A 25106-nucleotide genomic window follows, 5' to 3' on the forward strand; every position below is an offset into this window, starting at 1 on the left:
GCTCGCGCCTGACGACGGCCGTGGCCCGCGGCACCGGTACGACGGCCCCGTCATCGCACGCGCTCCACCGTCAGCGCCGTGCCGCCCGGCGCCTGCGCCTGCACGCGGCGGTCGTACATCGATTCGCCGTAAGCGGGCGGCGCGACGAAGCGGCCCGCGTTGCTCGCCTTGATCCGGTAGACGAACTCGCGCACGTCGGTCGTCGCGGTGCCGTAGATCACCACGCGATCCTCGCGGATATCGGCGAACTGCGGCTGCCACGTCGAGCCTTTCACGCCGATCGGAGAATGCCACGGTGCGTCGGCCGCCGGCGCCGATGCACTGCCGTCTCCGTTGCCGTCGCCGTCCTGCGTGTCGATCACCGGCGGCGGCGCGATCACGGGATCGAAGCCGCCCGGCAGCAGGTCGACGATCGCGACGTTGCCGACGTTCGCCGAACCGGTCGCGCGAATTTTCAGGTGTACGTCGATCTCCTGGCCGAGCGCGATCCTGGCGAGCGGCTTGCCGTCGGTATCCGTGTAGTCGCGCACGATCTCCAGCCCGTTCCTGATCGCCTTCGTCGACGTGCCGCGGTCGTAGCCCGACTGGCTCGCGACCCACCATGCCGGCAGCGCGCTGCCGTTCACGAACTCGACGCGCGACGCGCCGGCCGCCCACGTGCCCGAGCGCACGAGGTTCGCCTGGATCGACGACACGTCCTTCGGCGCGGCGCCCGCGCGCATCTCGTTGATCGCGAGCCGGTCGAGCTGGCCCGCGTTCGATGCCGCATACGCGTCGAGCGCGAGAATCGTCATCGCCGACGACAGCGTGTTGTAGCGATTGTCGACGAGTGGCGCGGCGAGGTTGTCCATCGCGCGCGGCGACAGCTTGCGCACGCGCTCCGGGAAGTGCTTCGCGAGCAGGTACAGCACGCTCGCGTCGCGCGTCAGCGGATCGATGTAATAGCCGGTCGCATCACCGCCGTCGGACGCGCGCTTGCGTTCGAGCAACGCCTGCGGCCCGGCGATCAGCGCGGCGGCCTCCTTGTCCTGCTTCAGCAACTGATACGACGCAGCGAGCCACGCGGCCGCGAGATCGCTGTTCCAGTCGTTCGGATAGGCCGCCTGCAGCCGCTTCTGCACGGCCGCGAGGCTGTTGGTCGTCACGTTGCCCTGGCGCGTCAGCAGGTACACCGCGTACGCGCGCTGCCGCAGCAGATCGAGCGAGCCGAGCGAATCGTTCGCGGCGAGCCGCTGCAAGTACTGATTGCCCGCGTCGAGCATATCCTTCGGCACCGCGACGCCGCGCTCGCGCGCGTCGAGCAGCACGTGCATCGCATACGCGGACACGAACGGATCGGCATCGGGTGTCGCGCTCCACAGGCCGAAACCGCCCTGCGCGTTCTGCCGGGTGCGCAGCACGCCGAGGAACTGCGCAATCGCGCTCGCGTTCGCCGCATCGACGCCGGCCTCGGGCGCATGCATCGCGCTCGTCAGCGCGCGCGCCGACAGCCATTTCGCCGCGAACACGCGCGGCACGGCCGCGCTCACCATCTGCTCGCTGCAGTAGTGATCGAAGTTGACGAGAAACGACGACAACCCTTCGGTCAGCACCAGCGGCGCCGTGGAAATACTCGCGTCGCGCGACGCATACGCGTCGTACATCGACCGCAGGTTCGGCACGTCCGTCTTCTTGCCCGGGTCGAGCCGCGCGATGTCGAGCTGCGTGCGGAACGCGGCGGCCGGCCGCACCGACACGTCGACACGCTGCTGCGCGCCCTTCGCGCCGTAGCGCGCGCCGAACGACAGCGCGCCCGAGCCGAGCGTATCGGTCGCCTTCACGCGGAACAGCGCGACGCCTTCGTGCTGCGGCGCGAGCGCGACGTTCTGCGTCGCCGGCCCGATCACCTGCAACTGCGGGCCCGTCTTCAGCGTGACCGCCACCGGCACCGGCTGGTTGCCGACGCCCGTCAGGTTGTTCGCGACGCCGACGCTGACGTCGGCCTCGTCGCCCGGCGCGAGCGTCGTCGGCACGTTCGGCGACAGCACGAAATCGCCGCGCACCGTCGTCGCGCTTTCGAACGTGCCGACGAGGTCCGGCGACACCGACACGGCCATCACGCGCAGCTTCCCGTTGAAGTAGTCGGGCACCGTGTAGCTCAGGCGTGTGTCGCCGTTCACGTCGACGATCCCCGACCAGTAGACGACCGGCTTGTCGCGCTTGCGCTTGAACGGGTTCAACTGGCGGCCGACCGCGTCGTCGGCGTCGCCGCCCGGCGCGGCCATCGCCATCAGCTTCTCGAAGTCCGGCAGGATCAGGTCGAGGATCTGCGACGTGCCGACTTCGAGCATCCGCTTGCGGAAGAAGAACTTCAGCGGATCGCCGAGCTTGTAGCGCGCGACCTGCAGGATGCCCTCGTCGACCGCGAACACCACGACCTTCGCGGGCTTCGCCGAATGCACGGTGAAGTTGACGGTATCGCCCGGCTTCACGAGCGCCGGCGCATCGACGCTCACCGCGTTGCGGCGCGCATCGAGGTTCACCGAGAACGGCACGACGCCGTAGCTCAGCGGGCTCATGAAGATCTCGTCCGACGACGGATCGCGGATGTATTGGACGTTGATGTAGCCGTTGCCTTCGAAGCCGGCCGGCACCGTGATGTGCTGGATCGAGCTCGTCGTGTCCGCATGGAACCACGCATGTGCATACACCTTGTCGCGCTCGATCGTGATCAGGCCGCTGCCCGCGTAAGGCGCGCGGATCGCGATTTCCACCTGCTCGCCCGGCTTGAAGTCGTGCTTCGCGAGGCTCACCTGGAGCTCCGCGTTGCGGTCGAGCGAACGCGTGACGTTCGCGGCGCCCGTGACCGAATACTCGATCCGGTTCACCGCGGCGCCATCGGCGCGGCGGATCACGAGCGCATAGCTGCCCGGCTTGTCGGTGCGCAGCGCGTAGTCGAGCCCGGCTGCCGGAATCGACAGCGGCTTCTCGTCGACCGGCACTTCCTTCAGCCGCGAATCGTATTTGTAGGCGCCGGAATCCTGCTTCGTCAGCACCGACACGTAACGCTGCTCGACGAGCTGCGCGCGCAGGTCCTTCACGTCGATCGCCCTCGCGCCCGGATCGATCGCGACGAGCCGCACCGTGCGCGGGCTGCCGCGCTTCACGTAGCCGAGATCGTCGACCGACTTGTAGCCGACGAGCCAGTCGTTGTTCGATACGAGCGTCTGCGCGTTCGCGGCGACGTTGCGGCCGCCTTCCGCTTCATATGCCTTCGCCTGGAAGTAGAGCTGGTAGGTCGCGTCCGCGTACTTGTCGAGATCGAGATCGAATTCGGCATGACCCTTGTCGTCGGTCGTGCCGTCCTGCAGCGCGGTCGTGTAGCCCTCCTTCGCGCGGCGTGCGTCGAAGAAGTGATACCCCTGCCAGCTGCGGAACGACGGCCACACGGGGCGCAGCGTCAGCGTCGCCGCGACGCGGCGTTTCTCGGCCGGCGTGCCGAACAGGTTCTGCGCATCGACGATGCCCTTCAGGCCCTTCGGCTTCACCCACCCTTCGACGACCTGCTGCGACAGCTTCGCGTCGACCTTCATCCGGTCGGGCAGGAATTCCTTCACCTGCACCGTCGTGCTGCCGATCGGCTCGGCGCCCGGCTGACCGTCCTTGACGATATACAGGTTGACCGTCCACGTACCGGTCGGCGCCGTTTCGGCGGTCGTGTAGCCGAGCTCGGTGAAGCCCGTCGCGTCGACGGTCACCGGCTTGCGCTCGACGGTCATCCCGCGCGGATCGACGATCTCCGCCTGCAGCGGCACGCCGGCCGGGCTGCGCGCCCAGTTGGCCGCGCGCACGATCAGGCCGATGTGGAATGGATCGCCGGGCCGGTACAGCCCGCGATCCGAGAACAGGTACGCGGACAGTTGCCCCTGGCCCGTCGCGTTGCGTTCGCCGTCGACGTCGAAGCGCGAGAAGTCGAGCTGACGGTCGCGGCCGGCCACCGGCAGGAACGACAGGTCGGTGTCCTTCTTCACGACGTACAGCTGCGGATGCTTCTCGCGGTCGAGCCCCTTGAACGCGGGGAAATGCACGACGCCGTCGGCGCCGGTCGTCTGCGTGAACAGCGCCTGCCCGTTCACCGCGAGCACCGACACGGTTGCGCCCGCAACCGGCTTGCCGGACCGGATCGACTGGACGAACACGTCCTGGCTGCCGTCCAGCGCCTTCTTGACCAGCATCCCGAGATCGGTCACGACGATCAGGCGCGTATCGCCGAGTGCGTTGTCGCCGTCGTCGCCGTTGCCGCTGCTGTCGCCCGAATCGGCGTTGTCGGACTGATCGTGGCCGCCCTCATCGGACGCCGCGTCGCCGTCCGTCGCGTCGTCGGCCTTCTTCTTCTCGGCCGCCGGATCGTACTTCGACAGGTGCAGCAGGAACACGCCGCGCTTGCCGTCCTTCAGATACTGGCCGAGGTCGACGCCTTCGTAATGGGCGCGGCCGGGGTCGCCGGCGGGGAACGCGCGGGTCTGCACGAAGCGCTCGACGATGTGATCCTCGCTGAACGAATACGACAGCTCGGGCCGCGCGTACGTGCCGTTGTTGAAGCTCACGAGATGCTGGATCTGGTCGGGCAGCACGCGGCCGATCTCGACCTTCATGCCCGGCAGGTTGCGCGACACGACCGACAGCCGCTTGCTGCCGCTCATCGACAGCAGCGAGCCGTCGGCCATGAAGCGCAGCAGCTTCGGATAGTCGGGCACCGTGAACGCGGTCGTCGCCGCCTCGGCGAGCAGGTAACCGCCCGCCGATTTCAGGTTGCCCTCGATTCGCACGACGATGCGATCGCCCGGCGTCGCGTGATACTTGAAGCTTTGCAGCGTCGCATAGTCGTTCTCGGTGGGCACCGCTTCGAGCGGCAGCGGCTTCGACTGCTTCAACACCGCGTCGCTGATGTCGACCAGGTTCCATTCGTACGGCGGATCGTCGTCCGACTGATCGACGCCCGGCTTGCGCTTCGGCAGCACCCACGCCTTCGCGCGCGCGGCCAGCTCGGCGCTGCGCACACCGTCGGACGCTTCGGCGACGAGCACCTGCTCCGGCTCGTAGCGCTCGTTGTCGACCAGGGTCGGCGCGATATTGCCGATCGACAGGCTGTACAGCCCCGGCACGTCGACCGACGCGTGCAGTACGTCCGCCGTGCCGTTGCCGCCGCGCGCGCTCTTCACGCCCTTGTCGACGTCGAGCCGCACCGCCAGCGGATCGCGCGGAATCTCGAGCGGCTGCGAGTAGACCCACGCGCTCGTCTTCATCTTGTCGTAGTTGACCGTATAGCGCAGCGGCGACACGGTCTTGCCGTCGCGGCCGACCAGCACCAGGCCGATGCGCTTCTCGAACTCGGCCGGATCGACCGGGTAGTTGAACCGCAACTGCAGCAGCGCCTGCTTCTCCGCCGGATTGTCGGGGTTCTGGTAGAACTGGTTGTCGCCGACCGTCGCGGCGAACGCCGGCACGTCGAACGCGAAACGGTCGTCGCGCATCGTCACCTGCGGCGCGAACACGCGATGCACGGCGAAGCGCACCTCGACGTGCGCGCCGACCGGCCAGTCGGCCGCCGGCGTGAAGCGCAGCGTCTTGTCGTCGGCCCACTCCCACGCGCCCTTCAGCGCGGGCGTCATCTCGATGCCGTCGCCGGCCGGCTTGCCGACCTGTTCGATCGGCGCGGCCGATTGCGAGAACGCCACTTCCAGCGGATGCACGGTGATCTTCGGCTTGTCGGTGTCGTCGACCTCGTAGGTCGTGATCGCCGGCGCCTTCACGGTGAAGCCGACGGTTTCGGGCTCGGGCGGCTTCGGGCGATGCTTGAACCAGTAGCCGCCGTAACCGAGCGCGGCCGCGAGCAGCACGACGCCGCCGGCATGCCACGGGCGGCGGCGCACGGCCGCGGCGGTGACGCCCATCCATGCGGGCGCCGTCCACGACACGTCGCCGACCAGCGGCCGCAGCGCGCAGCCGAGCAGCCACCACACGAAGCCCGCTGCCCGGATCGGCAGGAGCAGCAAGAAACGCAGCAAATCCATTTTGTTATTTCCTTGTCAAGGACATGCTGCCCAAGCGGCAACCTTCCCCGAATCGTTATGGGTCTGTGACGGCGCGGCCCGGTTGCGCCGTGATGATTTGGTATGTTCGACCGGATGCTGGGCGCCATTATCGATCAGACCCGAAACGATGGAAATATCGGCGTGCCGCCGCGCAACGCCGACCGATGACCGGCCGGTCGGGCGGATTTCCGCGGGTGCGGGTCCGCCTCCCGAGCGCTGCACACGGCGGCGCGGCGTTCGCTAGAATGCGCGGCTCGGCAGGATCGAATCGAAATGAAAGGAAACCGCTTGAAACTCCCGTTCGAATGGCAGATCGGGCTGCGCTACGCGCGCGGCGGCCGGCGCTCGGCCGGCGACGGCTTCGTGTCGTTCATCGCCGGCGCCGCGATGGCCGGCATCGCGCTCGGCGTGGCCGCGCTGATCGTCGTGCTGTCGGTGATGAACGGCTTTCGCACCGAGGTGCGCGACCGGATGCTGTCGGTGCTCGCGCACGTGGAAATCTTCGCGCCGTCCGGCGCGATGTCCGACTGGCGGCTAACCGCGCACGAATCGTTACAGAATGCTGCCGTGCGTGCCGTCGCGCCCTATGTCGACGCGCAGGCGCTGCTGACGAACGCGGGCAACGTGACGGGCGTCGCGCTGCGCGGCATCGACCCCGTGCTCGAGCCGCGCGTGTCCGAGATCGCGCGCAAGCTGAAGACCGGGCGCCTCGACGCGCTCGTGCCGGGCGAGATGGGCATCGTGCTCGGCGCCGCGCTCGCCGACGCGCTGCACGTGAAGATCGGCGACCGCATCACGTTCTTCGCGCCCGGCAACACCGCGCGCCTGGGCGACGCGCTGCCGCGGTTCCGCCAGTTCAACGTGGTCGGCACGTTCGAGTCGGGCCACTACCAGTACGACAGCGCGCTCGCGTACATCCACATCCGCGACGCGCAGCAACTGTTCAACGTGAGCGCGCCGACCGGCCTGCGGCTGCGCGTCGACGACCTGCAGCGCGCGCCGGAGATCGCGCTGGCGCTGTCGCGCACGCTGTCGGGCAGCCTGTATATCCGCGACTGGACGGGGCAGAATCGCACGTGGTTCGAAGCCGAGCGGCTGCAGAAGCGGATGCTGTCGCTGATCCTGATGCTGATCGTCGCGGTCGCCGCGTTCAACCTCGTGTCGTCGCTCGTGATGACGGTCACGCAGAAGCAGGGCGACATCGCGATCCTGCGCACGCTCGGCGCACCGCCCCGCTCGATCATGAAGATCTTCGCGATCCAGGGGATGACGATCGGCCTCGCCGGCACGCTGGCGGGCGTCGCGCTCGGCTGCGCGATCGCGGTGAGCATCCCGGTCGTGCTGCCGGCGGTCGAGCAGTGGCTCGGGATCCGCTTCCTGACGCCGTCCGTGTACTTCCTCAGCGCGCTGCCGTCGAAGCTGTCGGCGCTCGACGTGATCGAGATCGCATCGGCCGCGTTCCTGATGTCGTGCGTCGCGACGCTGTACCCGAGCTGGCGCGCCGCGCGGGTGCGGCCGGCCGAGGCGCTGCGCGACGAGTAGGCGCGAGCGGCGCGGCGTTACGCGATCTCGTGAAAGCCGACGCTGTTGCCGCCGTCCGGCGCGTAGCCGGCGAGCACGTCGAAGCCGACGTTGACGAGTTCCATGCGCATGCCGTAGGACTTGTTGCCGGATGAATCGACGAAAATCGCCGCGCCCGACGACAGCTGGCGCGCGGTGTTCAGCAGCGCGAGCGTGCCGCGCGCCGTGCCGGCCGACGGCTCGATCGTCAGCGTCGTGCCGTCCTGCGTGGTGAAGTGGCCGCCCGGCGGCACGGACGGCGGGTTGTCCGCGACCGACCGGTTGAGCAGGCTCATGAAGTGAAAACGCGCATCGGCGCCCTGGCTCGCCGCCGCGCGATCGGTGTCCGTGAACGTGTCGCCGCGCACGGCCGCGCCTTGCGCGGCGAGATCGACGGCCTGCTCGTGAAAGGCGCGCGTCGCAAGCACGAGGCCGGCGTTCGAATTCAGCGTCGACTCGATCCATGCGCGATCGCTGTCCGTGAGCGTCTTCGACACGACCTGGATCCGGCCGTCGTCGGTCGTGAAGTCGAACTGCGCATCGGCCAGATCCGGGCGGTTGGTCACGATGTCCTGCAGGCTCGTCGCGAGCGCATCGGTCACGCCGCGCAGCTTCATCGTCAAGTCACCCACCATCGACAACTGTTTCGTCATCGCCGCCTGCAGCGCGTCCGGATCGATTGCGCGGATGCCGATCGGCTTGTCTTGCGGGGCGCCGGACGCCGTCGTGTCCGTCGTCCGGCGCCCGTCGAGCGCCGCCTGCGCCATTTGCGCGAGCGTAAGGCCGCCCGCCGCCGTAACCGGTATCGTCATTGCCCTCGTTCTCTCTCGTTTTGAGCCTGTTTTTCCCTGTTTACGGACGGATTGCCGGGAAGTTAAGCGCACATGCGCACCCATATCGAAACTTTGTTTGATTCAAGCTAAAAAAGTTTGACACGGACATTTCACTGCGATAACTTTTGCGCAAGCTTCCGGAAAGCAATCCGGCCAGCGTGCCGACTCGCGTCGCGCTTTCCTGCCGTTGCAGCACCGTCGTTCGCAACATTCCCGCCTCATCGCATCGTGCCGTTCCGTTTCATCCGAAACCTGAAGGAAGTCCGGGCATGCCCGCATTTGATTCGCACTCCTGCATTCACGGCGAACCGCCGCACTGACGATTTCCGTTCGGGGCGACGCGCTCGCCCCGACGCCGGCCGGATGCGCGCCGCCTGACGCGCATCGGCACAGGGCGAGGCGTTCGTACGTGTCGTCCGCCGTTTTTGATGGTGCAGTTCCGCTTCATCCGACGCAGCACCCGGCCAGGCCGCAGGGGGCGTATCGCGAGCCGGCCGGTTCCAGACAATCACAAGAGACGAGGTCGATTCAATGAACATTCATCGAACCGGAGTGCGGCGCGCATGGCTGCCCGCGCTCGTGGCGGCCGCGACGCTCGCCGCGTGCGGCGGCGACGACGGCGGCAGCGTGGCGGGCGCGTCAGCGCTCGCACAGGGCCAACAGGAGGGGGCCGCCGCCGCGGCCGATCAGTCCAGTACGCAATCGCTCGCGTCGCGCTTTTCGCCGTCCGGCGTGCCTTACGCGAATCCGGCGAGCGGCGGGCGCTACAAGCCGGTGATCAGCAACGGTCAGGTGCAGCCGTCGCTGTCCGGCGGCACGATCGAAGAGAACGCGTGGGTCGACACGCCGGTCGATTCCGACGGCGACGGCACGCGCGACCGCATCCACGTGCGCATCGTGCGGCCGTCCGAGACCGCGAACGGCGCGCGCACGCCCGTCATCGTGCTCGCGAGCCCGTATTACGCGGGGCTCGCCGACAGCCCCAACCACGACGTCGACGTCGAACTCGACGGCACGCCGCATCCGGCCGCGACCGCCGGCGCCCCGGCATCGGCATCCACGCGCATCCTCGCCGCCGCACCGCAAACTCGGATGCTGCAGCAGGTCGAGGCGGCCGCCGCCGGCCGCTCGTGGATCGAGAGCTACTTCGTGCCGCGCGGCTTCACGATCGTCTATGCGGATTCGCTCGGCACCGCCGGCTCGGACGGCTGCCCGACGATCCTGACGCGCGACGAATCGGTCGCGATGGCGTCGGTGATCCGCTGGCTCGGCCGCGACGCGACCGCGAAGGACGCGAACGGCAAGACGGTCGTCGCGAACTGGTCGACCGGCCACGTCGGCATGTACGGCGTGTCGTACGACGGCACACTGCCGAAGATGGTCGCGAGCCTGCGCACGCGCGGGCTCGACGCGATCGTGCCGATCGCGGGGCTGTCGAACATGTACGGCTACTACCGCTCGGGCGGCCTCGTGCGCGCGCCGGAAGGCTATCAGGGCGAGGATGTCGACGTGTACATCAAGGCGCTGCTGACGAACGCGCATCCGGAGCGTTGCACGCACCTGATCGACGAAGCGCTGCAGCAGGAAGACCGCAAGACCGGCGACTATTCGCCGTTCTGGGCCGCGCGCGACATTCCGACCGCGTTCGCGGTCGCGCCGGCGCTCGTCGCGCAAGGGCTCACCGACGATAACGTGCGCGTCGACCAGTCGACGTCGTGGTATCTGGCGATGCGACGCCAGGGCGTGCCGACCCAGCTGTGGCTGCATCGTCTGAAGCATACCGATCCGACCCGCGTGCCGGCGATGGCCGACGCATGGACGGCGGAGGTGAACCGGTGGTTCACGCGCTACCTGATCGGCTATGACAACGGCGTCGAGCAGGATCCGCGCGCGGTGATCGCGCAGGCGGACGGCACGCTGCTGAAGGAAGCCGACTGGGCCGCGCGCCACGCGACGCCGGTCACGTACTTCGCGGGCGGCGACGGCGCGAGCACCGGCACGCTGCTGCGGCTGCCGAGCGGCGGCCCGCTCGCGCGCTTCACCGACGATGCGCGCATTCCCGCGCTCACGCTGGCGAACACGCCGACCGGCGAAAACCGCAGCCGCTTCGAGACCGCTCCGCTGACGGCCGCGGCACGCCTGTCCGGCACCGCGACGGCGCGCGTCCGGCTGACCTTCACCGGCGTCGCGAACGTGACGGCCTTGCTGGTCGACCGCGCGCCGGACGGCACGGCGACGATCGTCACGCGCGCATGGACCGACCCGCGCAACCGGCTGTCCGAGTGGGTGTCGCAACCGGTGCTGCCCGGCATGCCGTACGACCTGAAGCTGACGTTCATGCCGCGCGACTACAAGCTGGAAGCCGGCCATCGGCTGGGGCTCGTCGTCCTCTCCAGCGACTATGAGGCGACGCTGCGGCCAACGCCGGGCACCGGGCTGACGCTCGATCCGGCCGGCACGTCGGTGACGGTGCCGCTGGCGTCGCCGTCGACAGGCGTGTAACCGTGCGCCGGCTGCCGGCGTAACGGCGCCGCGCCCCCCGCCTGCATGCCCGTGGATGCGGGCGGGGATCGCTAGATGAAGGAAGTGCCAGGTCGATCGCCGCGAAATCGTTCCGAGCGGCGAACACGACCGGTTCGGATCGATCTCGATGCCGACAAGCCGGCGAACCGGCCGGATTTCGACCGGGAGTCCTGCAAACAGGCGGACTGCTTCGATGGCGCCGCCCGGCGCTCACACCGGCGTCAACACCGGCTGCCCCGCAAAGTGCCGCGCCGCGTTGTCGAGAAACTGCCGCACCGAACGATCGAGCGCCTCGGGCGACCAGCCGCCCATGTGCGGCGTCAGCACGACGCTGTCGAGATCGGTCAGCGCGCGCGGCGGTTCCGGTTCGCCTTCGTACACGTCGAGCCCCGCGCCCGCGATGCGCCGTTCGCGCAGCGCGTCTGCCAAAGCAGCGGTATCGACAACACTGCCGCGCGACACGTTGACGAGAAACCCGCCGGGGCCGAGTGCGTCGAGCACGGTGCGATCGATCAGATGCCGCGTGCCCGCGCCGCCTGGCGTCGCGACGATCAGGAAATCGGCCCACTGCGCGAGCGCGTCGATCCGATCGAAATAGCGGTACGGCACGGGCTTCTCCGACCGGTTGTGATAACCGGTCTCGATGTCGAAGCCGGCCGCGCGACGCGCGCACTTCTCGCCGATCTTGCCGAGCCCGACGATGCCGAGCTTCTTGCCCGACACGTTCGGCGGCATCGACAGCCCGTCGCGCCACACGCCCGCGCGGGTCTTCGCATCGAGCTGCACGACGTTGCGCACCGTCGCGAGCAGCAGCGCGAACGCGTGATCGGCGACGCAATCGTCGTTGGTGCCGGCGCCCGTGACCACGGCAATGCCGCGCGCCTTCGCGTGCGCGACGTCGATGTGCTCGTAGCCGGCGCCGAGCGCGCTGACGAACGTCAGCTGCGGCAGCCGGTCGATCTCGGCGGCGGTCAGCCCCGTGCTGCCGTTGGTCAGCACCGCCCGAATCGTGCTGCCGTGTTCGGCGATCGCGCGTTCGCGTGCGTCGGGAGTCGGGGCATAACGCACGTCGAACGACGCGGCGATCTCGCGATGCGCGTCGCCGCGCAATGCGATGAGGACCAGCAGCTCGGGCTTCATGTCAGCAAATGTCCGCAGGCGGGAGTGAATTCCAGTGTAACAAGCGCGTACGACGGTTGCGGGTTATCCCCACACCGGCTGTGGACACGCCGCCGCACGCGGTTTGCCAAAGCCCGCTCAGTCAAGTAACTTTCGGCGTACGCCCCCGTCCTGGAGATTGGCCCCGATGAAGCTCGCCCTGCCCGCCCGGATCCTGGGCCTCGCGTTCGCCGCCGCGATCGTCGCGCCCGGCGCGCACGCCGACACGCCCGTCGTGGTGTCGTCGAAGATCGACACCGAAGGCAACCTGCTCGGCAACCTCATTTCGCAGGTGCTGAAAGCCCACGGCATTCCCGTCACCGAGAAGATCGCGCTCGGCACGACGCCGATCGTGCGCAAGGCGCTCACGAGCGGCGAGATCGACCTCTACCCCGAATACACGGGCAACGCCGCGTTCTTCTTCAACAAGGCCGACGATCCTGTGTGGAAGAACGCGAGCCAGGGCTACGACACCGCGAAGAAGCTCGACTACGCGGCGAACCATCTCGTGTGGCTCGCACCGGCGCCCGCGAACAACACCTGGGGCGTCGCGCTGCTCGCGCCCGTCGCGCAGTCGCAGCACCTGAAGACCTTCTCCGACTTCGGCAAGTGGGTCGCCGGCGGCGGCAAGGTGAAGCTCGCGGCGTCGGCCGAATTCGTGAACAGCGCGTCCGCGCTGCCGTCGTTCGAAAAAGCGTACGGCTTCAAGCTGAAGCCCGAGCAGCTCGTGGTGCTCTCCGGCGGCGACACGGCCGCGACGATCAAGGCCGCCGCGAACCAGACCGACGGCGTGAACGCCGCGATGGTCTACGGCACCGACGGCGGCATCGCATCGAGCGGCCTCGCGGTGCTCGACGACGACAAGCACGTGCAGCCCGTCTACGCGCCGGCGCCGGTGATCCGCGAAGCCGCGCTGAAAGCGCATCCGCAGATCGCCGACTTGCTGAAGCCCGTGTTCGCGAGCCTCGACCTGAAGACGCTGCAATCGCTGAACGCCCGCATCCAGCTCAACGGCGAGCCAGCGGCCGGCGTCGCGAAAAGCTACCTGAAAGCGAAGGGTTTCGTGAAATGACGGCGCGCGCGGCGGCGTCCGCGCGGCGCGTCACGCTCGACAAGGTCGGCATCCTGATCGGCATGCTGACGCTCGTCGCGGTGTTCGGGCTGTCGTTCGCGGTGCTGCGGCCGAACCGGATCGCGGCCGGCACCGGACTGTCGGTGTTCGCCGCGCTGCCGCCGGTACAGGGCGCCGTGCTCGCCGCGCTATGGACCGTCGGCGCGCTGTGGGCGATGACGGCGAGCCGTCCCGCGTGGCGGCTCGCGGCCGGCTGCGCGGGGCTCGCGACACTCGCGTATGCGGTCGGCGCGGCCGCGACGCACGTCGTCGCACCCGACGACATGCTGGCCCGCGTGTCGCCCGACGCCGGCGTCTGGCTGCTGCTGTTCGCGTGGGCCGTGCTGATCGCCGACGCGCTCGCGCGCCTCGCGTTCGGCCCGTGGCGGCGCCTCGCCGCGCTCGCCGTCGCGATAGCAGCGGTTTCCGTGCCGCTCGCGAGCGGCTGGTGGGACGGCCTCTCGGTGATGCGCGAATACGCGGTGCGCAGCGACGATTTCTGGCGCGAGGCGATCCGTCACGTGTCGCTCGCGGGCGGCTCGGTCGCCGCCGCGCTCGTCGCGGGCGTGCCGCTCGGCATCGCCTGCGCGCGCATCGCGACGGTGCGCACCGTCGCGATGCCCGTCCTCAATATCGTGCAGACGATCCCCAGCATCGCGATGTACGGGCTGATGATGGCGCCGCTCGGCCTGCTCGCCGCGCACGTGCCGCTCGCGGCCGCGCTCGGCATCCGCGGCATCGGCGTCGCGCCGGCCGTGCTCGCGCTGTTCCTCTACTCGCTGCTGCCGATTGCATCGAGCGTCGTGGTCGGGCTCGAACAGGTGCCGCCGCACGTGACCGAAGCCGCGCGCGCGATGGGCATGACGCGCGCGCAGCGGCTGCTGCGGGTCGATCTCGTGCTCGCGCTGCCGGTGATCCTGAGCGGCGTGCGCATCGTGCTCGTGCAGAACATCGGGCTGACCGCGGTGGCCGCGCTGATCGGCGGCGGCGGGTTCGGCACCTTCATCTTCCAGGGGATCGGGCAATCGGCCGCCGATCTCGTGCTGCTCGGCGCGATCCCGACGATCGCGCTCGCACTGGCGGCCGCGGTCGTGTTCGAAGCCGCGACGTCGCTCGCGAAAGGGCGTGCAGGATGATCGAGATCGAACGAGTCGGCAAACGCTTCGGCGACGTGGTCGCCGTCGACGACGTATCGCTGACGATGCAGCGCGGCACGATCACCGCGCTCGTCGGCGCCTCGGGCAGCGGCAAGTCGACGCTCTTGCGCATGATCAACCGGCTGATCGCGCCGACCAGCGGCACGATTCGCATCGACGGCGTCGATACGGCGAGCGTCGCGCCCGAGCAACTTCGCCGCGGCATCGGGTATGCGATCCAGGGGCACGGGCTGTTTCCGCACTGGAGCGTCGCGCGCAACATCGCGACGGTGCCGCGCCTGCTCGGCTGGCCGGCCGAGCGCATCGACGCGCGCGTGAACGAACTGCTCGACCTGTTCCATCTCGCGCCGGCCGAATTCGCAGGCAAGCTCCCGCACGAACTGTCGGGCGGCCAGCAGCAGCGCGTCGGCGTGGCGCGCGCCCTTGCGGCCGAGCCCGCGATGCTGCTGATGGACGAACCGTTCGGCGCGCTCGATCCGATCATCCGCAACAAGGCGCAGGACGACCTGTTCGCGCTGCAGCGCCGCCTCGGCATCACGGTCGTGATCGTCACGCACGATATCGAGGAAGCGCTGAAGCTCGGCGACACGATCGCGGTGATGGACGGCGGCCGGCTGCTGCAGGTCGCGTCGCCGGCCGAGATTCTCGGCAAGCCGGCGGCGGGTGTCGTCGAACAGCTCGTCGCGGGCGTCGACCGGCCGCTGCGCCTGCTCGCGCTCACGCCGATCGACGCCGTGGCCGAACCCGGCCATGCCGACGGCGAACCGATCGCGGCGACGCGCACGCTGCGCGATGCGGTGTCCGAATTGTTGTGGCGCGGTGTCGATGCGCTGCCCGTCGACGATACGGCCAACGGCAACCAGCACGCACACGGCCCCCGCCGCATCACGCTCGACGCGATCCGCTCGCACGCGAGGCAGCCCGCATGACGACGCGCGGCAACGTGCGACCCAAGCGGTCTTCGCTTCTCGCGTACGTCGCCCGCTCGGCGGCGCTCGCGCTGCTGCTCGTGCTGCTGTTGCGCCCCGTCTGGCTGCAGGGCGTGTTCGCGCCGTTCGCGGACAGCGGCGCGCCGGTGATCTACGATCGCGCGAGCCTGCTCGATCTCACGCTTGCGCATCTCGGCACGGTCGCGCTGTCGAGCCTGATCGGCACGGTCGTCGCGGTCGCGGCCGGCATCGCGGTCACGCGGCCGTTCGGCGCGGATTTCCTGCCGGTCGCGCGCAGCGTGGTCGACATCGGCCAGACCTTCCCGCCGGTCGCCGTGCTCGCGCTGGCCGTGCCGGCCGTTGGCTTCGGCTTGAAGCCCGTGCTGATCGCGCTCGTGCTATACGGACTCCTGCCGGTTTTCGAAAGCACGATCGCAGGGATCGAGGACGTGCCGCGCGACGTCGTCGACGCCGCGCGCGGGATGGGGATGGGCGGCTGGCAGCAGCTGGTATCCGTCGAGCTGCCGCTCGCGTTTCCGGTAATCGTCAACGGCATCCGCCTCGCGGTCGTGATCAATCTCGGCACCGCGACGATCGGCTCGACGGTCGCCGCGCGCGGGCTCGGCGACGTGATCATCGCGGGCCTGCAGACATCGAACACCGCGTTCGTGCTGCAAGGCGGCGTGATCGTCGGCTTGCTCGCGGTGCTCGTCAGCGATGCGATCGGCGCGATCGCGCGGGTGGCGAGCGCGCGGCGCGCGTAGAAGCCGTTGCGACATTTTTCGAAGGAGACACCATGGCTGCCCTGGACACCGGCCCGTTTTTTCATGGCACGAAAGCGGATTTGCGGATCGGCGACTTGCTGACGGCAGGCTTCAGATCGAATTATCGGGATGACGTCGTGATGAATCACATTTACTTCACGGCCCTGCCCAAAGGCGCCGGCCTGGCTGCGGAGATGGCCAAGGGCGATGGCCGGCCGCGCGTCTACATCGTCGAGCCCACCGGCGAGTTCGAAAACGACCCGAACGTCACGGACAAGAAATTCCCGGGCAATCCGACGCGATCGTATCGAAGCACATCGCCTTTGAAGATCGTCGGCGAACTCGATAGCTGGGAACCGTACGATCCGGCGTTCATCCAGCAGCTCAGAATCCGCATCGAAACCGGCATCGGCGAGATCATCAACTAGCGGTCGTCCGGACTCCGATGCGTGTCCGCGCAACGATCGGCGCGTCGATCGTTGCGGACGTCACAAGCCTACACATCGCTTTCATTCGAGCTGGCGCTCGACCGTCTTCCGCGATTGGCCGATATACTATGCGCCTCCCATTTCCCCGCACTCGACCATGCGACGACGGTTCTTCTGGCTGATCGTGCTTTCGCTCGGCATTGCGCAACAGGCCGCGGCGCAGCAGACGCCCGCATTGCCTGCCTCCGCGCCCGACGTACTGGCATCGGCGCCGACTGTCGCGTCCGCGCCGCTCGCGAACGCCAACGATCAGCCTAACGAAGCAAACCGCCGCATCACGTCCTACCTGACGAAGAAATTCGGCGTCGCAAGAGAAAAGGCCGCGAAGCTCGCCGATATCGTGAGCGTCACTGCCACGAAATATTCGCTGCCGCCGGCACTCGTTTACGCGATTATTTCGATCGAATCGCGCTTCCAGGAAAAGGCGCGCGGCCAGCATGGCGCGACCGGGTTGATGCAGGTCGTGCCGTCCGCGCACCGCGGCATGCTGCGCGACGTGAAGGACCTGACCGAGCCGAATGCGAACGTCGAGGTCGGCTCGCGGATCCTGTCCGGCTATGTGAAGGCGGCCGGCGGCAACGTGCAGGCCGGGCTGAAAAGCTATAGCGGCGGATCCAGCGCATATGCGGCAAAAGTGATGCAGCGGGTCGATTCGTTCCGGTTCGTGCTCGAACCCGATGACGACGCGAAAAGCGCGAATACCGCGAACGATGCGAACAACGCGAAGGCGCACATGGTGCCGGTCAGCGATCCGTCAGCGGCGCCGGCCGCGAACCGCAACGCGAAGTAAGCAATGGGCACCCGCGTTCGCACGGCTCCGGCCCGACGCTGCGCGGCCCGGCTGTTCGCCATGGTCGCGCTGTCGGCCGGCCCTGTATCGGCTTTCGCTGTCGTCGACTGCGAACAGGCAGGGCCGACGATGGAAGCCGTGCGACGCTGCGTGCTCGATCAACAGCAGCAGCAAGTCGACAGCGCGTACCGGTCGCTGGCGCGCAAGCTGCGCCAACGCAATCCCGACGCTGCCGCCCGACTCGCGAAATCGCAGACGAGTTGGGCCGGCTTTGCCGGCGATACTTGTGACTACGTGAAGACCGCCAATCCGCAGCAGACGATTCCGAGTGACGCCTGGCTCAACTGTTGGGTGGATTTCAGTCAGGCACGCGTGCGCATCCTGAAGAAGTGGGAAGCGCAACTGACGCGGCCGAACTGACCGCCGGCCGTGCCATATCGCCAATTATTCCGATGTTTCAGGAATAAAACACACCGAAGGCCAGCGTTGACCCACTATTCTCATATTTCAGGAACTGTAAACGAGTGCGGCGGCGCATTCGCGCCACCGCCCCATGGAGTCGCCGGATCACCTCCCTCGTGCCCTGATCCGGCCCCCTCCAATCACAACTGCCCCGCCGCCCCTGTCCACCGCAGGTAGTCCCCGCGCGTCCAGTCGAGCGACACACCCACGCGCTTCGTCCCCGGCCGGATCTTCGGCTTGTACACCGACAGCGTCAGCGACTCCAGCGCCGGCCATTCGCGAAACGACAGCACCGCGATATCCGCAACGAGCGTCTCCAGCAACCGCGTATGCGGCTTGTGCGACAGAAACGACGCGACGCGCGCGCAGTACCCGTCGTAGTCTATCCACTCGCCCTGCTCGCTCGGCTCGCAGCGATACCCGAGCCGCGCATCGATCACGATCGGCTGCGGCGCTTCATGCTCGTGCGCATGAATGCCGATCCGCGCGGGCACCTTCAGTTCGTCGACGAACACGCTCCAGCCGCGCCCGCGCAGGCGCGGCGCGTCGATCGCCACGAACGGTTCGTCGAACGGCTTCATGATGCGAGCGGCGCCGCGGCGTCGAGCATGATACGCACGAAATAGTCGGCGAAGCTGCGGCGCAGGACGATCTCGAACGTGTCGTCGCCGGTCGGGATCAGCGTGATCGGCGACTTGAAGTAGTGCGATTGCGCACACTGGCCCGGCTTGAACACGCGCGGATGCAGATCGAGCGGGCAGCCACGCGCGATCACGTCGCGCACGCGTTCGCCGGTGATCTCGACGACCGTGTAGCCGCTGCCGACGTCGACGGCCGCCGCGTACAAGCCCTGCACGGCCTCCGCCAGCTTCGCTTCGAGCACGCCGGCCTGAACCGGCCCGTTCGACCGCACGAGCCATTCGTCGGGGCCGAGCCACAGCACGTCGTACTCGGCGCCGCGCGCCACCGTGTTCGGCTCCGCGGGCGGCCGGCAGCCGACCACGCGCTCGAACGCGGCGACGAATGCGGGATCGCTCAACTCGCCGCGCACGTTGACGAGATCGAGGAACGGCCGCTCGCGCAGCGTGAACTTCTTCGAAGCGCGCGCCTGGTGCGGCTTCAGCACGTCGGCCGCGCCGACGAACGGCGATTCAAGCGTCACGCCGCCCGCGCCCGCCACCTGCGTCTGGTTTCTCGTTTCATTCCACATGCTGACGCACCCCTTCGGTATCGTAGAAAACCGGGCTCGAGATCTTCGCGGTGATGCGCTTGCCGTTGGCCAGCGGAATCACGACGCTCTCGCCCATCTTGTTCAGGCCGCCCTTCACCACCGCGAGCGCGATGGAGCGCTTCAGGATCGGGCTGTAGTAGCTCGACGTCACGTGGCCGATCATCGGCGTCGGATCCGTTGCCGACACCTGCGTGTCCTTCGCGATGATCTGCGCGCCTTCCGGCAGCACGAACTGTTCGTCTTCGGTCAGCAGGCCGACGAACTGCTTGCGACCTTCCTTCGCGGTATCCGAGCGCGACAGCGAGCGTTTGCCGAGGAAGTCCTTCGACTTCGCGACGACCCCGCCCATCCCGAGGTCGAACGGCGTGATCGATCCGTCGGTATCCTGACCGACGATGATGTAGCCCTTCTCCGCGCGCAGCACGTGCATCGTTTCAGTGCCGTACGGCGTGATGTCGAACTCGGCGCCGGCCGCCATCAGCGCTTCCCACACCGCGCGGCCCGCATTCGCCGGCACGTTCACTTCGTAGGCCAGCTCGCCCGAGAAGCTGATCCGCATCACGCGCGCCTTCGCGCCGGCGACGGTGCCGTTGCGGTAGCTCATGAACGGGAACGCGTCGTTGCCGAAGTCGATGTCCTGGCACACCTTCTGCACGACCTTGCGGCTCTTCGGGCCGACCACCGCGAACGTCGCCCAGTGATCGGTGACGGACGCGAGCCGCACCTTCATGTCGGGCCATTCGGTCTGCAGCCAGCGCTCGAGCCACGTCAGCACGCGCGCCGCGCCGCCGGTGGTGGTCGTCATCATGAAATGCTGGTCGGCGAGGCGCACGGTCACGCCGTCGTCGAACACCATCCCGTTTTCGTCGAGCATCAGCCCGTAGCGGCACTTGCCCACTTCGAGCTTGTTCCACGGGTTCGTGTACATCCAGTTCAGCAGCTTCACCGCGTCCGGACCCTGGATGTCGATCTTGCCGAGCGTCGACGCGTCGAGGATGCCGACGCTGTTGCGCACCGCGAGGCATTCGCGCTTCACGGCCGCATGGAGATCCTCGCCGTTCTTCGGGAAATACCACGGCCGCTTCCAGTTGCCGACGTCCTCGAACATCGCGCCGTGCTCGACGTGCCATTCGTGCACGGCCGTCTTGCGGATCGGGTCGAGGAAATCGCCCGTCTCGCGGCCCGCGAACGTGCCGAACGACACCGGCGTGTAGTTCGGGCGGAACGTCGTGGTGCCCGTTTCCGGGATCGTCTTGCCGAGCGCGCCCGCGAGGATCGCCATCCCGTTGATGTTGCCGAGCTTGCCCTGGTCGGTGCCGAAGCCCATCGCCGTATAGCGCTTCACGTGCTCGACCGATTCGAAGCCTTCGCGCGCCGCGAGCAGGATGTCGGCCGCCGCGACGTCGTTCTGGAAATCGACGAACTGCTTCGGTCCGCGCGCGGCGGCCTCGCGGCTGCCGACGAGCCACAACGGCTGCAATGCGCCTTCGACGGTTTCGGCAACCTGCGGTGAGGCCGGGCGCTGCGCGGCCGTGAAGCCCGCCGCCTTCGCCGCTTCCACGCCTGCATCGACCGCGAGGCGCAGCGCACGGGCGAGCCCGAATTCGCCGGCCGCCGCACCGATGCTCGCTTCCGCCTGCACGGGCTTGCCCGGCAGGAAACACGCCTTCTCGTCGTTCCAGCACGCCTTGCCGCCCGACTGCGCGAACAGGTGCAGCACCGGGCTGAAGCCGCCCGACATCGCGACGAGGTCGCACGGCAGCGTCTGCAGCTTGCCGCCGGTCTGGCCGTTCGAGTAGGACGCGACGTCGACCGACGATACGCGCCACTTGCCCGAAGCAGCCGTGACGACCGCACCGCTCATCACCGTCACGCCCTGCCGCTTGGCCGCCGCCGGCAGCGCGCCGTTCGACGACGCTCGCGAATCGACGACCGTCACCTTCGCGCCGCACGCCTTCAGATCGAGCGCGGTCTGGTACGCACGATCGTTGTTCGTGAACACGACCACGTTGCGGCCCGGCAGCACGCCGAAGCGATGCACGTAGGTCGACACCGCGCCCGCCAGCATCACGCCCGGCAGGTCGTTGTTGCCGAACACGATGGGCCGCTCGTGCGCGCCGGTCGCGAGGATCACGCGCTTCGCGCGGACCTTCCACAGCAGCTCGCGCGTGCCCTTGCGCATCGACACCGGCAGGTGATCGGTCAGGCGCTGCGTGACCGTCACGAGGTTGTGGTCCTGATAGCCGAACGCGGTGCTGCGCGACAGGATCGTCACGTCGGGCAGCTTGCGCAGCTCGGCCTCGATCTTCTCGACCCACTGCAGCGCGGGCTTCGCGTCGATCTCCGCGCGGCACGACAGCAGGCTGCCGCCGAGTTCGCGCTGGTCGTCGACGAGGATCACGCGCGCGCCGGCCGTGGCGGCCGCATGCGCGGCGGCGAGGCCCGACGGGCCACCGCCGACCACGAGCACGTCGCAGTGCGCGTAGCACTTGTCGTAGCGATCGGCGTCGAGCACCTCGGGCGCCTTGCCGAGGCCGGCCGCTTCGCGGATCTTCTCTTCGTACTTGGGCCACATGTTGCGCGGCCACATGAACGTCTTGTAGTAGAACCCGGCCGGCATGAAGCGCGAGAACTTCTGGTTGATCGCGTACTTGTCGTTCTCGAGCGTCGGCTCGGCGTTCACGCTCGTCGCGACGAGCCCCTGGTACAGCTCGATCTCGGTCGCGCGCGCATTCGGCACGGTGTACGGGCCGGTTTCGAGCTGCACGACGGCATTCGGCTCCGCGACGTCCGCCGTCACGATCCCGCGCGGACGGTGGTACTTGAAGCTGCGCGCGACGAAGTGCACGCCGTTCGCGAGCAGCGCGGACGCGAGCGTGTCGCCCTGGAAGCCCTGGTACGTGCGGCCGTTGAACGTGAACGTCAACGGAATCGCGCGATTGATTCGGCCACCGGTGCCGAGGCGGTCTTTCTGGCTCATTTGCTCGTGCCCTCTTCGTGTGCGTTGCCGGCAGCGGCGCCGCTGGCGGCAGCCCCACCGAACTTTTCGTAGCCCTTGATATCGTAGGTGACCGTGTCGCGCGTCACCTTGAACCAGCGGCGGCAGCCCTGAGTGTGCAGCCATTGCTCCTTGTGGAGCCCGCGCTTGTTCTCGCGCATGAACACGTATTCGCCCCATTCGCGGTCGGTCATCGTCTCGTTCGCCACCGGACGCACGATGTCGGCTTCGCCGCCGCACGTAAACTCGGATTCGGCGCGCGGCCCGCACCACGGACATTCGATCAGCAACATGTTTCCTTCTCCTCAGTGCGGTTAGTGCGCGACGGCGGCAGCGCCGTGCTCGTCGATCAGGTGGCCCGTGTAGAAGCGGTCGAGCGCGAACGGCGCGTTCAGCGGATGCGGTTCGTCGCGGGCGATCGTGTGCGCGAACACCCAGCCCGAGCCCGGCGTCGCCTTGAAGCCGCCGGTGCCCCAGCCGCAGTTGAAATACAGGCCCTTCACGTCGGTCTTGGTGATGATCGGGCACGCGTCCGGCGACACGTCGACGATGCCGCCCCACTGGCGGTTCATCCGCACGCGCGAGAACACCGGGAACATCTCGATGATCGCCTGCAGCGTGCTTTCGATGATGTGGAAGCTGCCGCGCTGGCCGAAGCCCGTGTACTGGTCGATACCGGCGCCGATCACGAGGTCGCCCTTGTCGGACTGACTGATGTACGCGTGCACCGCGTTCGACATGATCACCGAGTTCACGACCGGCTTGATCGGCTCGGACACCAGCGCCTGCAGCGGGTGGCTTTCGATCGGCAGGCGGATGCCGGCCATGTCGGCGAGCGTCGTCGTATTGCCGGCCGCGACCACCGCGACCTTCTTCGCCTTGATGAAACCCTTCACCGTGTCGACGCCGACCACCGCGCCGCCTTCGCGGCGAATGCCCGTCACCTGGCAGTTCTGGATGATGTCGACGCCGGCGCGGTCCGCGCCGCGCGCGAAGCCCCAGGCCACCGCGTCGTGGCGTGCGACGCCCGCACGGCGCTGGATCGATGCGCCGAGCACCGGGTAGCGGCTGTTCAGGTTGATCGTCGGCTCGATTTCCTTGATCTGCGCGGGCGTCAGGAATTCGGCGTCCACGCCGTTCAGCCGGTTCGCGTTCACGCGGCGTTCGGTGTCGCGCACGTCCTGCAGCGTGTGCGCGAGGTTCATCACGCCGCGCTGGCTGAACATCACGTTGTAGTTGAGATCCTGCGACAGCCCTTCCCACAGCTTCATCGCTTTTTCATACAGCGCGGCCGATTCGTCCCACAGATAGTTCGAGCGCACGATCGTCGTGTTGCGCGCGGTGTTGCCGCCGCCGATCCAGCCCTTCTCGAGGATCGCGACGTTCGTGATCCCGTGCTCCTTCGCGAGGTAGTACGCGGTCGCGAGGCCGTGGCCGCCGCCGCCGACGATCACGACGTCGTATTCCTTCTTCGGTTCCGGGCTCTTCCACTGCTTTTCCCAGTTCTCGTGATACGAGAGGCCGTTGCGGAACAGGCTGAATATCGAGTAGCGGCTCATGTTAGTGATCCTTCGTTAGCATTCGATGACGTTCACGGCGAGGCCGCCGCGCGACGTTTCCTTGTATTTCGTCTTCATGTCGGCACCCGTCTCGCGCATCGTCTTGATGACCGAATCGAGCGACACGTAGTGCTGGCCGTTACCCTTGAGCGCCATGCGCGACGCGTTCAGCGCCTTGATCGCGCCCATCGCGTTGCGCTCGATGCACGGGATCTGCACGAGCCCGCCGACCGGGTCGCAAGTCATCCCGAGGTTGTGCTCCATGCCGATCTCGGCCGCGTTCTCGACCTGATCCGGCGTGCCGCCCATCACCGCGGCGAGCGCGGCCGCGGCCATCGAGCACGCGACGCCCACTTCGCCCTGGCAACCGACTTCCGCGCCGGAGATCGATGCGGTTTCCTTGTAGATGATCCCGATCGCGGCGGCCGTCAGCAGGAATTCGACGATGCCGGCTTCGTTCGAGCCCGGCACGAATTTCACGTAGTAGTGCAGCACCGCGGGGATCACGCCGGCCGCGCCGTTGGTCGGCGCGGTGACGACGCGGCCGCCGGCCGCGTTCTCTTCGTTGACGGCCATCGCATACAGGTTGACCCAGTCGAGCATCGACAGCGGGTCGCGCAGCGACTCTTCGGAACGCGAACGCAGGCGGCCGTTCAGCTCGGCCGCGCGGCGCTTCACGCGCATCGGCCCCGGCAGGTCGCCCTCGACCTTGCAGCCGCGCTCGACGCAGGCGGCCATCGTGCGCCAGATCGCGAGCAGCCCGGCGCGCACTTCGTCGGCGGGGCGCAGCGCGCATTCGTTGCGCAGCATCAGTTCGGCGATCGACAACCCGTGTTCGCGGCACTGGCGCATCAGGTCGTCGCCGGTGCGAAACGGGTACGGCACCTCGACCGCCGCCCGCACGCCGTTCACGCGATCGCCGTCGCGGTTCACGACGAAGCCGCCGCCGACCGAGTAATACTCTTTCTCGACCAGCAGCTGGCCGTGCTCGTCGAATGCCTGGAAGCGCATCCCGTTCGGGTGCACGATGCTCGTGCCGCTCATCAGCTTGCGATAAAAGCCGATGTGCTCCTTTTCGTCGAAGCGCACCGTCTGCTTGCCGAGCAGCGACAGCGACTTCTCCGCGCGGATCGCGGCGAGCCGCGGTTCGATCAGGTCCGGATCGATCGTGTCCGGCAGGTGGCCCTCGAGGCCGAGCAGCACGGCCTTGTCGGTGCCGTGGCCCTTGCCGGTCGCGCCGAGCGAGCCGTACAGCTCGACCCGCACGCGGCGCACGAAGCCGAGCAGGTTCGCGTCCTCGACGTGCGACGCGAAGCGGCACGCGGCGATCATCGGGCCGACCGTATGCGAACTGGACGGGCCGATGCCGATCTTGAACAGGTCGAACGCGCTGACGTTCATCTGGCTTCCTTTGGTTGCATGCGTGAAATGTCGTTGGGCACCAGTACATCAAAGCGTAAAATCGGCCG

Annotated in this window: 18 protein-coding genes; 9 read left to right on the plus strand and 9 right to left on the minus strand. The window is 68.0% G+C overall.

Annotation, left to right across the window (positions count from 1 at the left end; all coding sequences use genetic code 11):
- Positions 1-50: 50 nt before the first annotated feature.
- Positions 51-6053, minus strand: a complete 6003-nt coding sequence (locus tag CFB49_RS26195; protein ID WP_089492691.1) for an alpha-2-macroglobulin family protein — start codon at positions 6051-6053, stop codon at positions 51-53.
- A 294-nt stretch (positions 6054-6347) separates the two neighbouring features.
- On the opposite strand from CFB49_RS26195, the gene CFB49_RS26200 reads away from it, so the two are divergent.
- Positions 6348-7616 (plus strand): lipoprotein-releasing ABC transporter permease subunit, encoded by a 1269-nt coding sequence (locus CFB49_RS26200; protein ID WP_089492692.1) that lies wholly within the window; start codon positions 6348-6350, stop codon positions 7614-7616.
- A gap of 17 nt (positions 7617-7633) precedes the next feature.
- On the opposite strand, the gene CFB49_RS26205 is transcribed toward CFB49_RS26200, so the two are convergent.
- A complete protein-coding gene (locus CFB49_RS26205; protein WP_089492693.1) occupies positions 7634-8446 on the minus strand; it encodes a hypothetical protein in 813 nt (270 codons plus the stop codon).
- Positions 8447-8998: 552 nt separating this feature from the next.
- Between CFB49_RS26205 and CFB49_RS26215 the strand changes: the two genes are divergently transcribed.
- Positions 8999-10969 carry a Xaa-Pro dipeptidyl-peptidase gene (locus CFB49_RS26215; protein ID WP_089492694.1) on the plus strand — a complete coding sequence of 657 codons (1971 nt, stop codon included), beginning with the start codon at positions 8999-9001 and terminating at the stop codon, positions 10967-10969.
- Positions 10970-11200: 231 nt separating this feature from the next.
- Here CFB49_RS26215 and CFB49_RS26220 read toward each other — a convergent pair whose 3' ends face one another.
- The gene (locus CFB49_RS26220) at positions 11201-12130 is read right to left on the minus strand and encodes a 2-hydroxyacid dehydrogenase (protein WP_089492695.1); all 930 of its coding nucleotides are present in this window, start codon (positions 12128-12130) and stop codon (positions 11201-11203) included.
- Between the two features lie 166 nt (positions 12131-12296).
- Between CFB49_RS26220 and osmF the strand changes: the two genes are divergently transcribed.
- From osmF to CFB49_RS26255, 7 genes are all read left to right on the plus strand, one after another.
- Positions 12297-13220, plus strand: a complete 924-nt coding sequence (gene osmF, locus CFB49_RS26225; protein ID WP_069621774.1) for a glycine betaine ABC transporter substrate-binding protein OsmF — start codon at positions 12297-12299, stop codon at positions 13218-13220.
- The gene (locus CFB49_RS26230) at positions 13217-14395 is read left to right on the plus strand and encodes an ABC transporter permease (protein ID WP_089492696.1); all 1179 of its coding nucleotides are present in this window, start codon (positions 13217-13219) and stop codon (positions 14393-14395) included. The genes osmF and CFB49_RS26230 overlap by 4 nt, the downstream gene beginning before the upstream one ends.
- The gene (locus tag CFB49_RS26235; RefSeq protein ID WP_069621776.1) at positions 14392-15345 is read left to right on the plus strand and encodes an ABC transporter ATP-binding protein; all 954 of its coding nucleotides are present in this window, start codon (positions 14392-14394) and stop codon (positions 15343-15345) included. The genes CFB49_RS26230 and CFB49_RS26235 overlap by 4 nt, the downstream gene beginning before the upstream one ends.
- On the plus strand, positions 15342-16109 hold the full coding sequence (locus CFB49_RS26240; RefSeq protein WP_089492697.1) for an ABC transporter permease: 768 nt from the start codon (positions 15342-15344) through the stop codon (positions 16107-16109). Before CFB49_RS26235 ends, CFB49_RS26240 begins: the two co-directional genes overlap by 4 nt.
- 32 nt (positions 16110-16141) lie before the next feature.
- On the plus strand, positions 16142-16537 hold the full coding sequence (gene arr / locus CFB49_RS26245) for an NAD(+)--rifampin ADP-ribosyltransferase (protein WP_069621778.1): 396 nt from the start codon (positions 16142-16144) through the stop codon (positions 16535-16537).
- Between the two features lie 157 nt (positions 16538-16694).
- A complete protein-coding gene (locus CFB49_RS26250; RefSeq protein WP_069621779.1) occupies positions 16695-17387 on the plus strand; it encodes a lytic transglycosylase domain-containing protein in 693 nt (230 codons plus the stop codon).
- Positions 17388-17447: 60 nt separating this feature from the next.
- A complete protein-coding gene (locus CFB49_RS26255; RefSeq protein WP_249190594.1) occupies positions 17448-17807 on the plus strand; it encodes a lysozyme inhibitor LprI family protein in 360 nt (119 codons plus the stop codon).
- Positions 17808-17989: 182 nt separating this feature from the next.
- Here the strand turns inward: CFB49_RS26255 and CFB49_RS26260 are convergent, their stop codons facing one another.
- From CFB49_RS26260 to CFB49_RS26285, 6 genes are read right to left on the minus strand one after another with little or no spacing between them, the layout of a single operon-like run.
- Entirely contained in the window at positions 17990-18430 is a 441-nt protein-coding gene (locus CFB49_RS26260; RefSeq protein WP_034186032.1) for a dihydroneopterin aldolase, read from the minus strand.
- Positions 18427-19059 (minus strand): sarcosine oxidase subunit gamma, encoded by a 633-nt coding sequence (locus CFB49_RS26265; protein ID WP_089436973.1) that lies wholly within the window; start codon positions 19057-19059, stop codon positions 18427-18429. The genes CFB49_RS26260 and CFB49_RS26265 overlap by 4 nt, the downstream gene beginning before the upstream one ends.
- Positions 19049-22060, minus strand: coding sequence for a sarcosine oxidase subunit alpha family protein (locus CFB49_RS26270; protein WP_089492699.1), 3012 nt, complete (start codon positions 22058-22060; stop codon positions 19049-19051). Before CFB49_RS26270 ends, CFB49_RS26265 begins: the two co-directional genes overlap by 11 nt.
- A complete protein-coding gene (locus tag CFB49_RS26275; RefSeq protein WP_069618285.1) occupies positions 22057-22371 on the minus strand; it encodes a sarcosine oxidase subunit delta in 315 nt (104 codons plus the stop codon). The genes CFB49_RS26270 and CFB49_RS26275 overlap by 4 nt, the downstream gene beginning before the upstream one ends.
- 21 nt (positions 22372-22392) lie before the next feature.
- The gene (locus CFB49_RS26280) at positions 22393-23637 is read right to left on the minus strand and encodes a sarcosine oxidase subunit beta family protein (RefSeq protein ID WP_034204196.1); all 1245 of its coding nucleotides are present in this window, start codon (positions 23635-23637) and stop codon (positions 22393-22395) included.
- Positions 23638-23652: 15 nt separating this feature from the next.
- Positions 23653-25038, minus strand: a complete 1386-nt coding sequence (locus CFB49_RS26285) for an L-serine ammonia-lyase (protein WP_011694831.1) — start codon at positions 25036-25038, stop codon at positions 23653-23655.
- Positions 25039-25106 lie beyond the last annotated feature (68 nt).

This window comes from Burkholderia sp. AU17457, assembly GCF_002223255.1.
Lineage (GTDB): Bacteria > Pseudomonadota > Gammaproteobacteria > Burkholderiales > Burkholderiaceae > Burkholderia > Burkholderia sola.

What these genes read in the sequence shown, in the direction of transcription:
- CFB49_RS26275 (WP_069618285.1), bottom strand. Translation starts at nt 22,371, where the DNA reads ATGTTGCTGATCGAATGTCCGTGGTGCGGGCCGCGCGCCGAATCCGAG.
- arr (WP_069621778.1), top strand. Translation starts at nt 16,142, where the DNA reads ATGGCTGCCCTGGACACCGGCCCGTTTTTTCATGGCACGAAAGCGGAT.
- CFB49_RS26285 (WP_011694831.1), bottom strand. Translation starts at nt 25,038, where the DNA reads ATGAACGTCAGCGCGTTCGACCTGTTCAAGATCGGCATCGGCCCGTCC.
- CFB49_RS26205 (WP_089492693.1), bottom strand. Translation starts at nt 8,446, where the DNA reads ATGACGATACCGGTTACGGCGGCGGGCGGCCTTACGCTCGCGCAAATG.
- CFB49_RS26235 (WP_069621776.1), top strand. Translation starts at nt 14,392, where the DNA reads ATGATCGAGATCGAACGAGTCGGCAAACGCTTCGGCGACGTGGTCGCC.
- CFB49_RS26255 (WP_249190594.1), top strand. Translation starts at nt 17,448, where the DNA reads ATGGTCGCGCTGTCGGCCGGCCCTGTATCGGCTTTCGCTGTCGTCGAC.
- CFB49_RS26265 (WP_089436973.1), bottom strand. Translation starts at nt 19,059, where the DNA reads ATGTGGAATGAAACGAGAAACCAGACGCAGGTGGCGGGCGCGGGCGGC.
- CFB49_RS26270 (WP_089492699.1), bottom strand. Translation starts at nt 22,060, where the DNA reads ATGAGCCAGAAAGACCGCCTCGGCACCGGTGGCCGAATCAATCGCGCG.
- CFB49_RS26240 (WP_089492697.1), top strand. Translation starts at nt 15,342, where the DNA reads ATGACGACGCGCGGCAACGTGCGACCCAAGCGGTCTTCGCTTCTCGCG.
- CFB49_RS26230 (WP_089492696.1), top strand. Translation starts at nt 13,217, where the DNA reads ATGACGGCGCGCGCGGCGGCGTCCGCGCGGCGCGTCACGCTCGACAAG.
- CFB49_RS26250 (WP_069621779.1), top strand. Translation starts at nt 16,695, where the DNA reads ATGCGACGACGGTTCTTCTGGCTGATCGTGCTTTCGCTCGGCATTGCG.
- CFB49_RS26220 (WP_089492695.1), bottom strand. Translation starts at nt 12,130, where the DNA reads ATGAAGCCCGAGCTGCTGGTCCTCATCGCATTGCGCGGCGACGCGCAT.
- CFB49_RS26280 (WP_034204196.1), bottom strand. Translation starts at nt 23,637, where the DNA reads ATGAGCCGCTACTCGATATTCAGCCTGTTCCGCAACGGCCTCTCGTAT.
- CFB49_RS26215 (WP_089492694.1), top strand. Translation starts at nt 8,999, where the DNA reads ATGAACATTCATCGAACCGGAGTGCGGCGCGCATGGCTGCCCGCGCTC.
- CFB49_RS26200 (WP_089492692.1), top strand. Translation starts at nt 6,348, where the DNA reads ATGAAAGGAAACCGCTTGAAACTCCCGTTCGAATGGCAGATCGGGCTG.
- osmF (WP_069621774.1), top strand. Translation starts at nt 12,297, where the DNA reads ATGAAGCTCGCCCTGCCCGCCCGGATCCTGGGCCTCGCGTTCGCCGCC.
- CFB49_RS26195 (WP_089492691.1), bottom strand. Translation starts at nt 6,053, where the DNA reads ATGGATTTGCTGCGTTTCTTGCTGCTCCTGCCGATCCGGGCAGCGGGC.
- CFB49_RS26260 (WP_034186032.1), bottom strand. Translation starts at nt 18,430, where the DNA reads ATGAAGCCGTTCGACGAACCGTTCGTGGCGATCGACGCGCCGCGCCTG.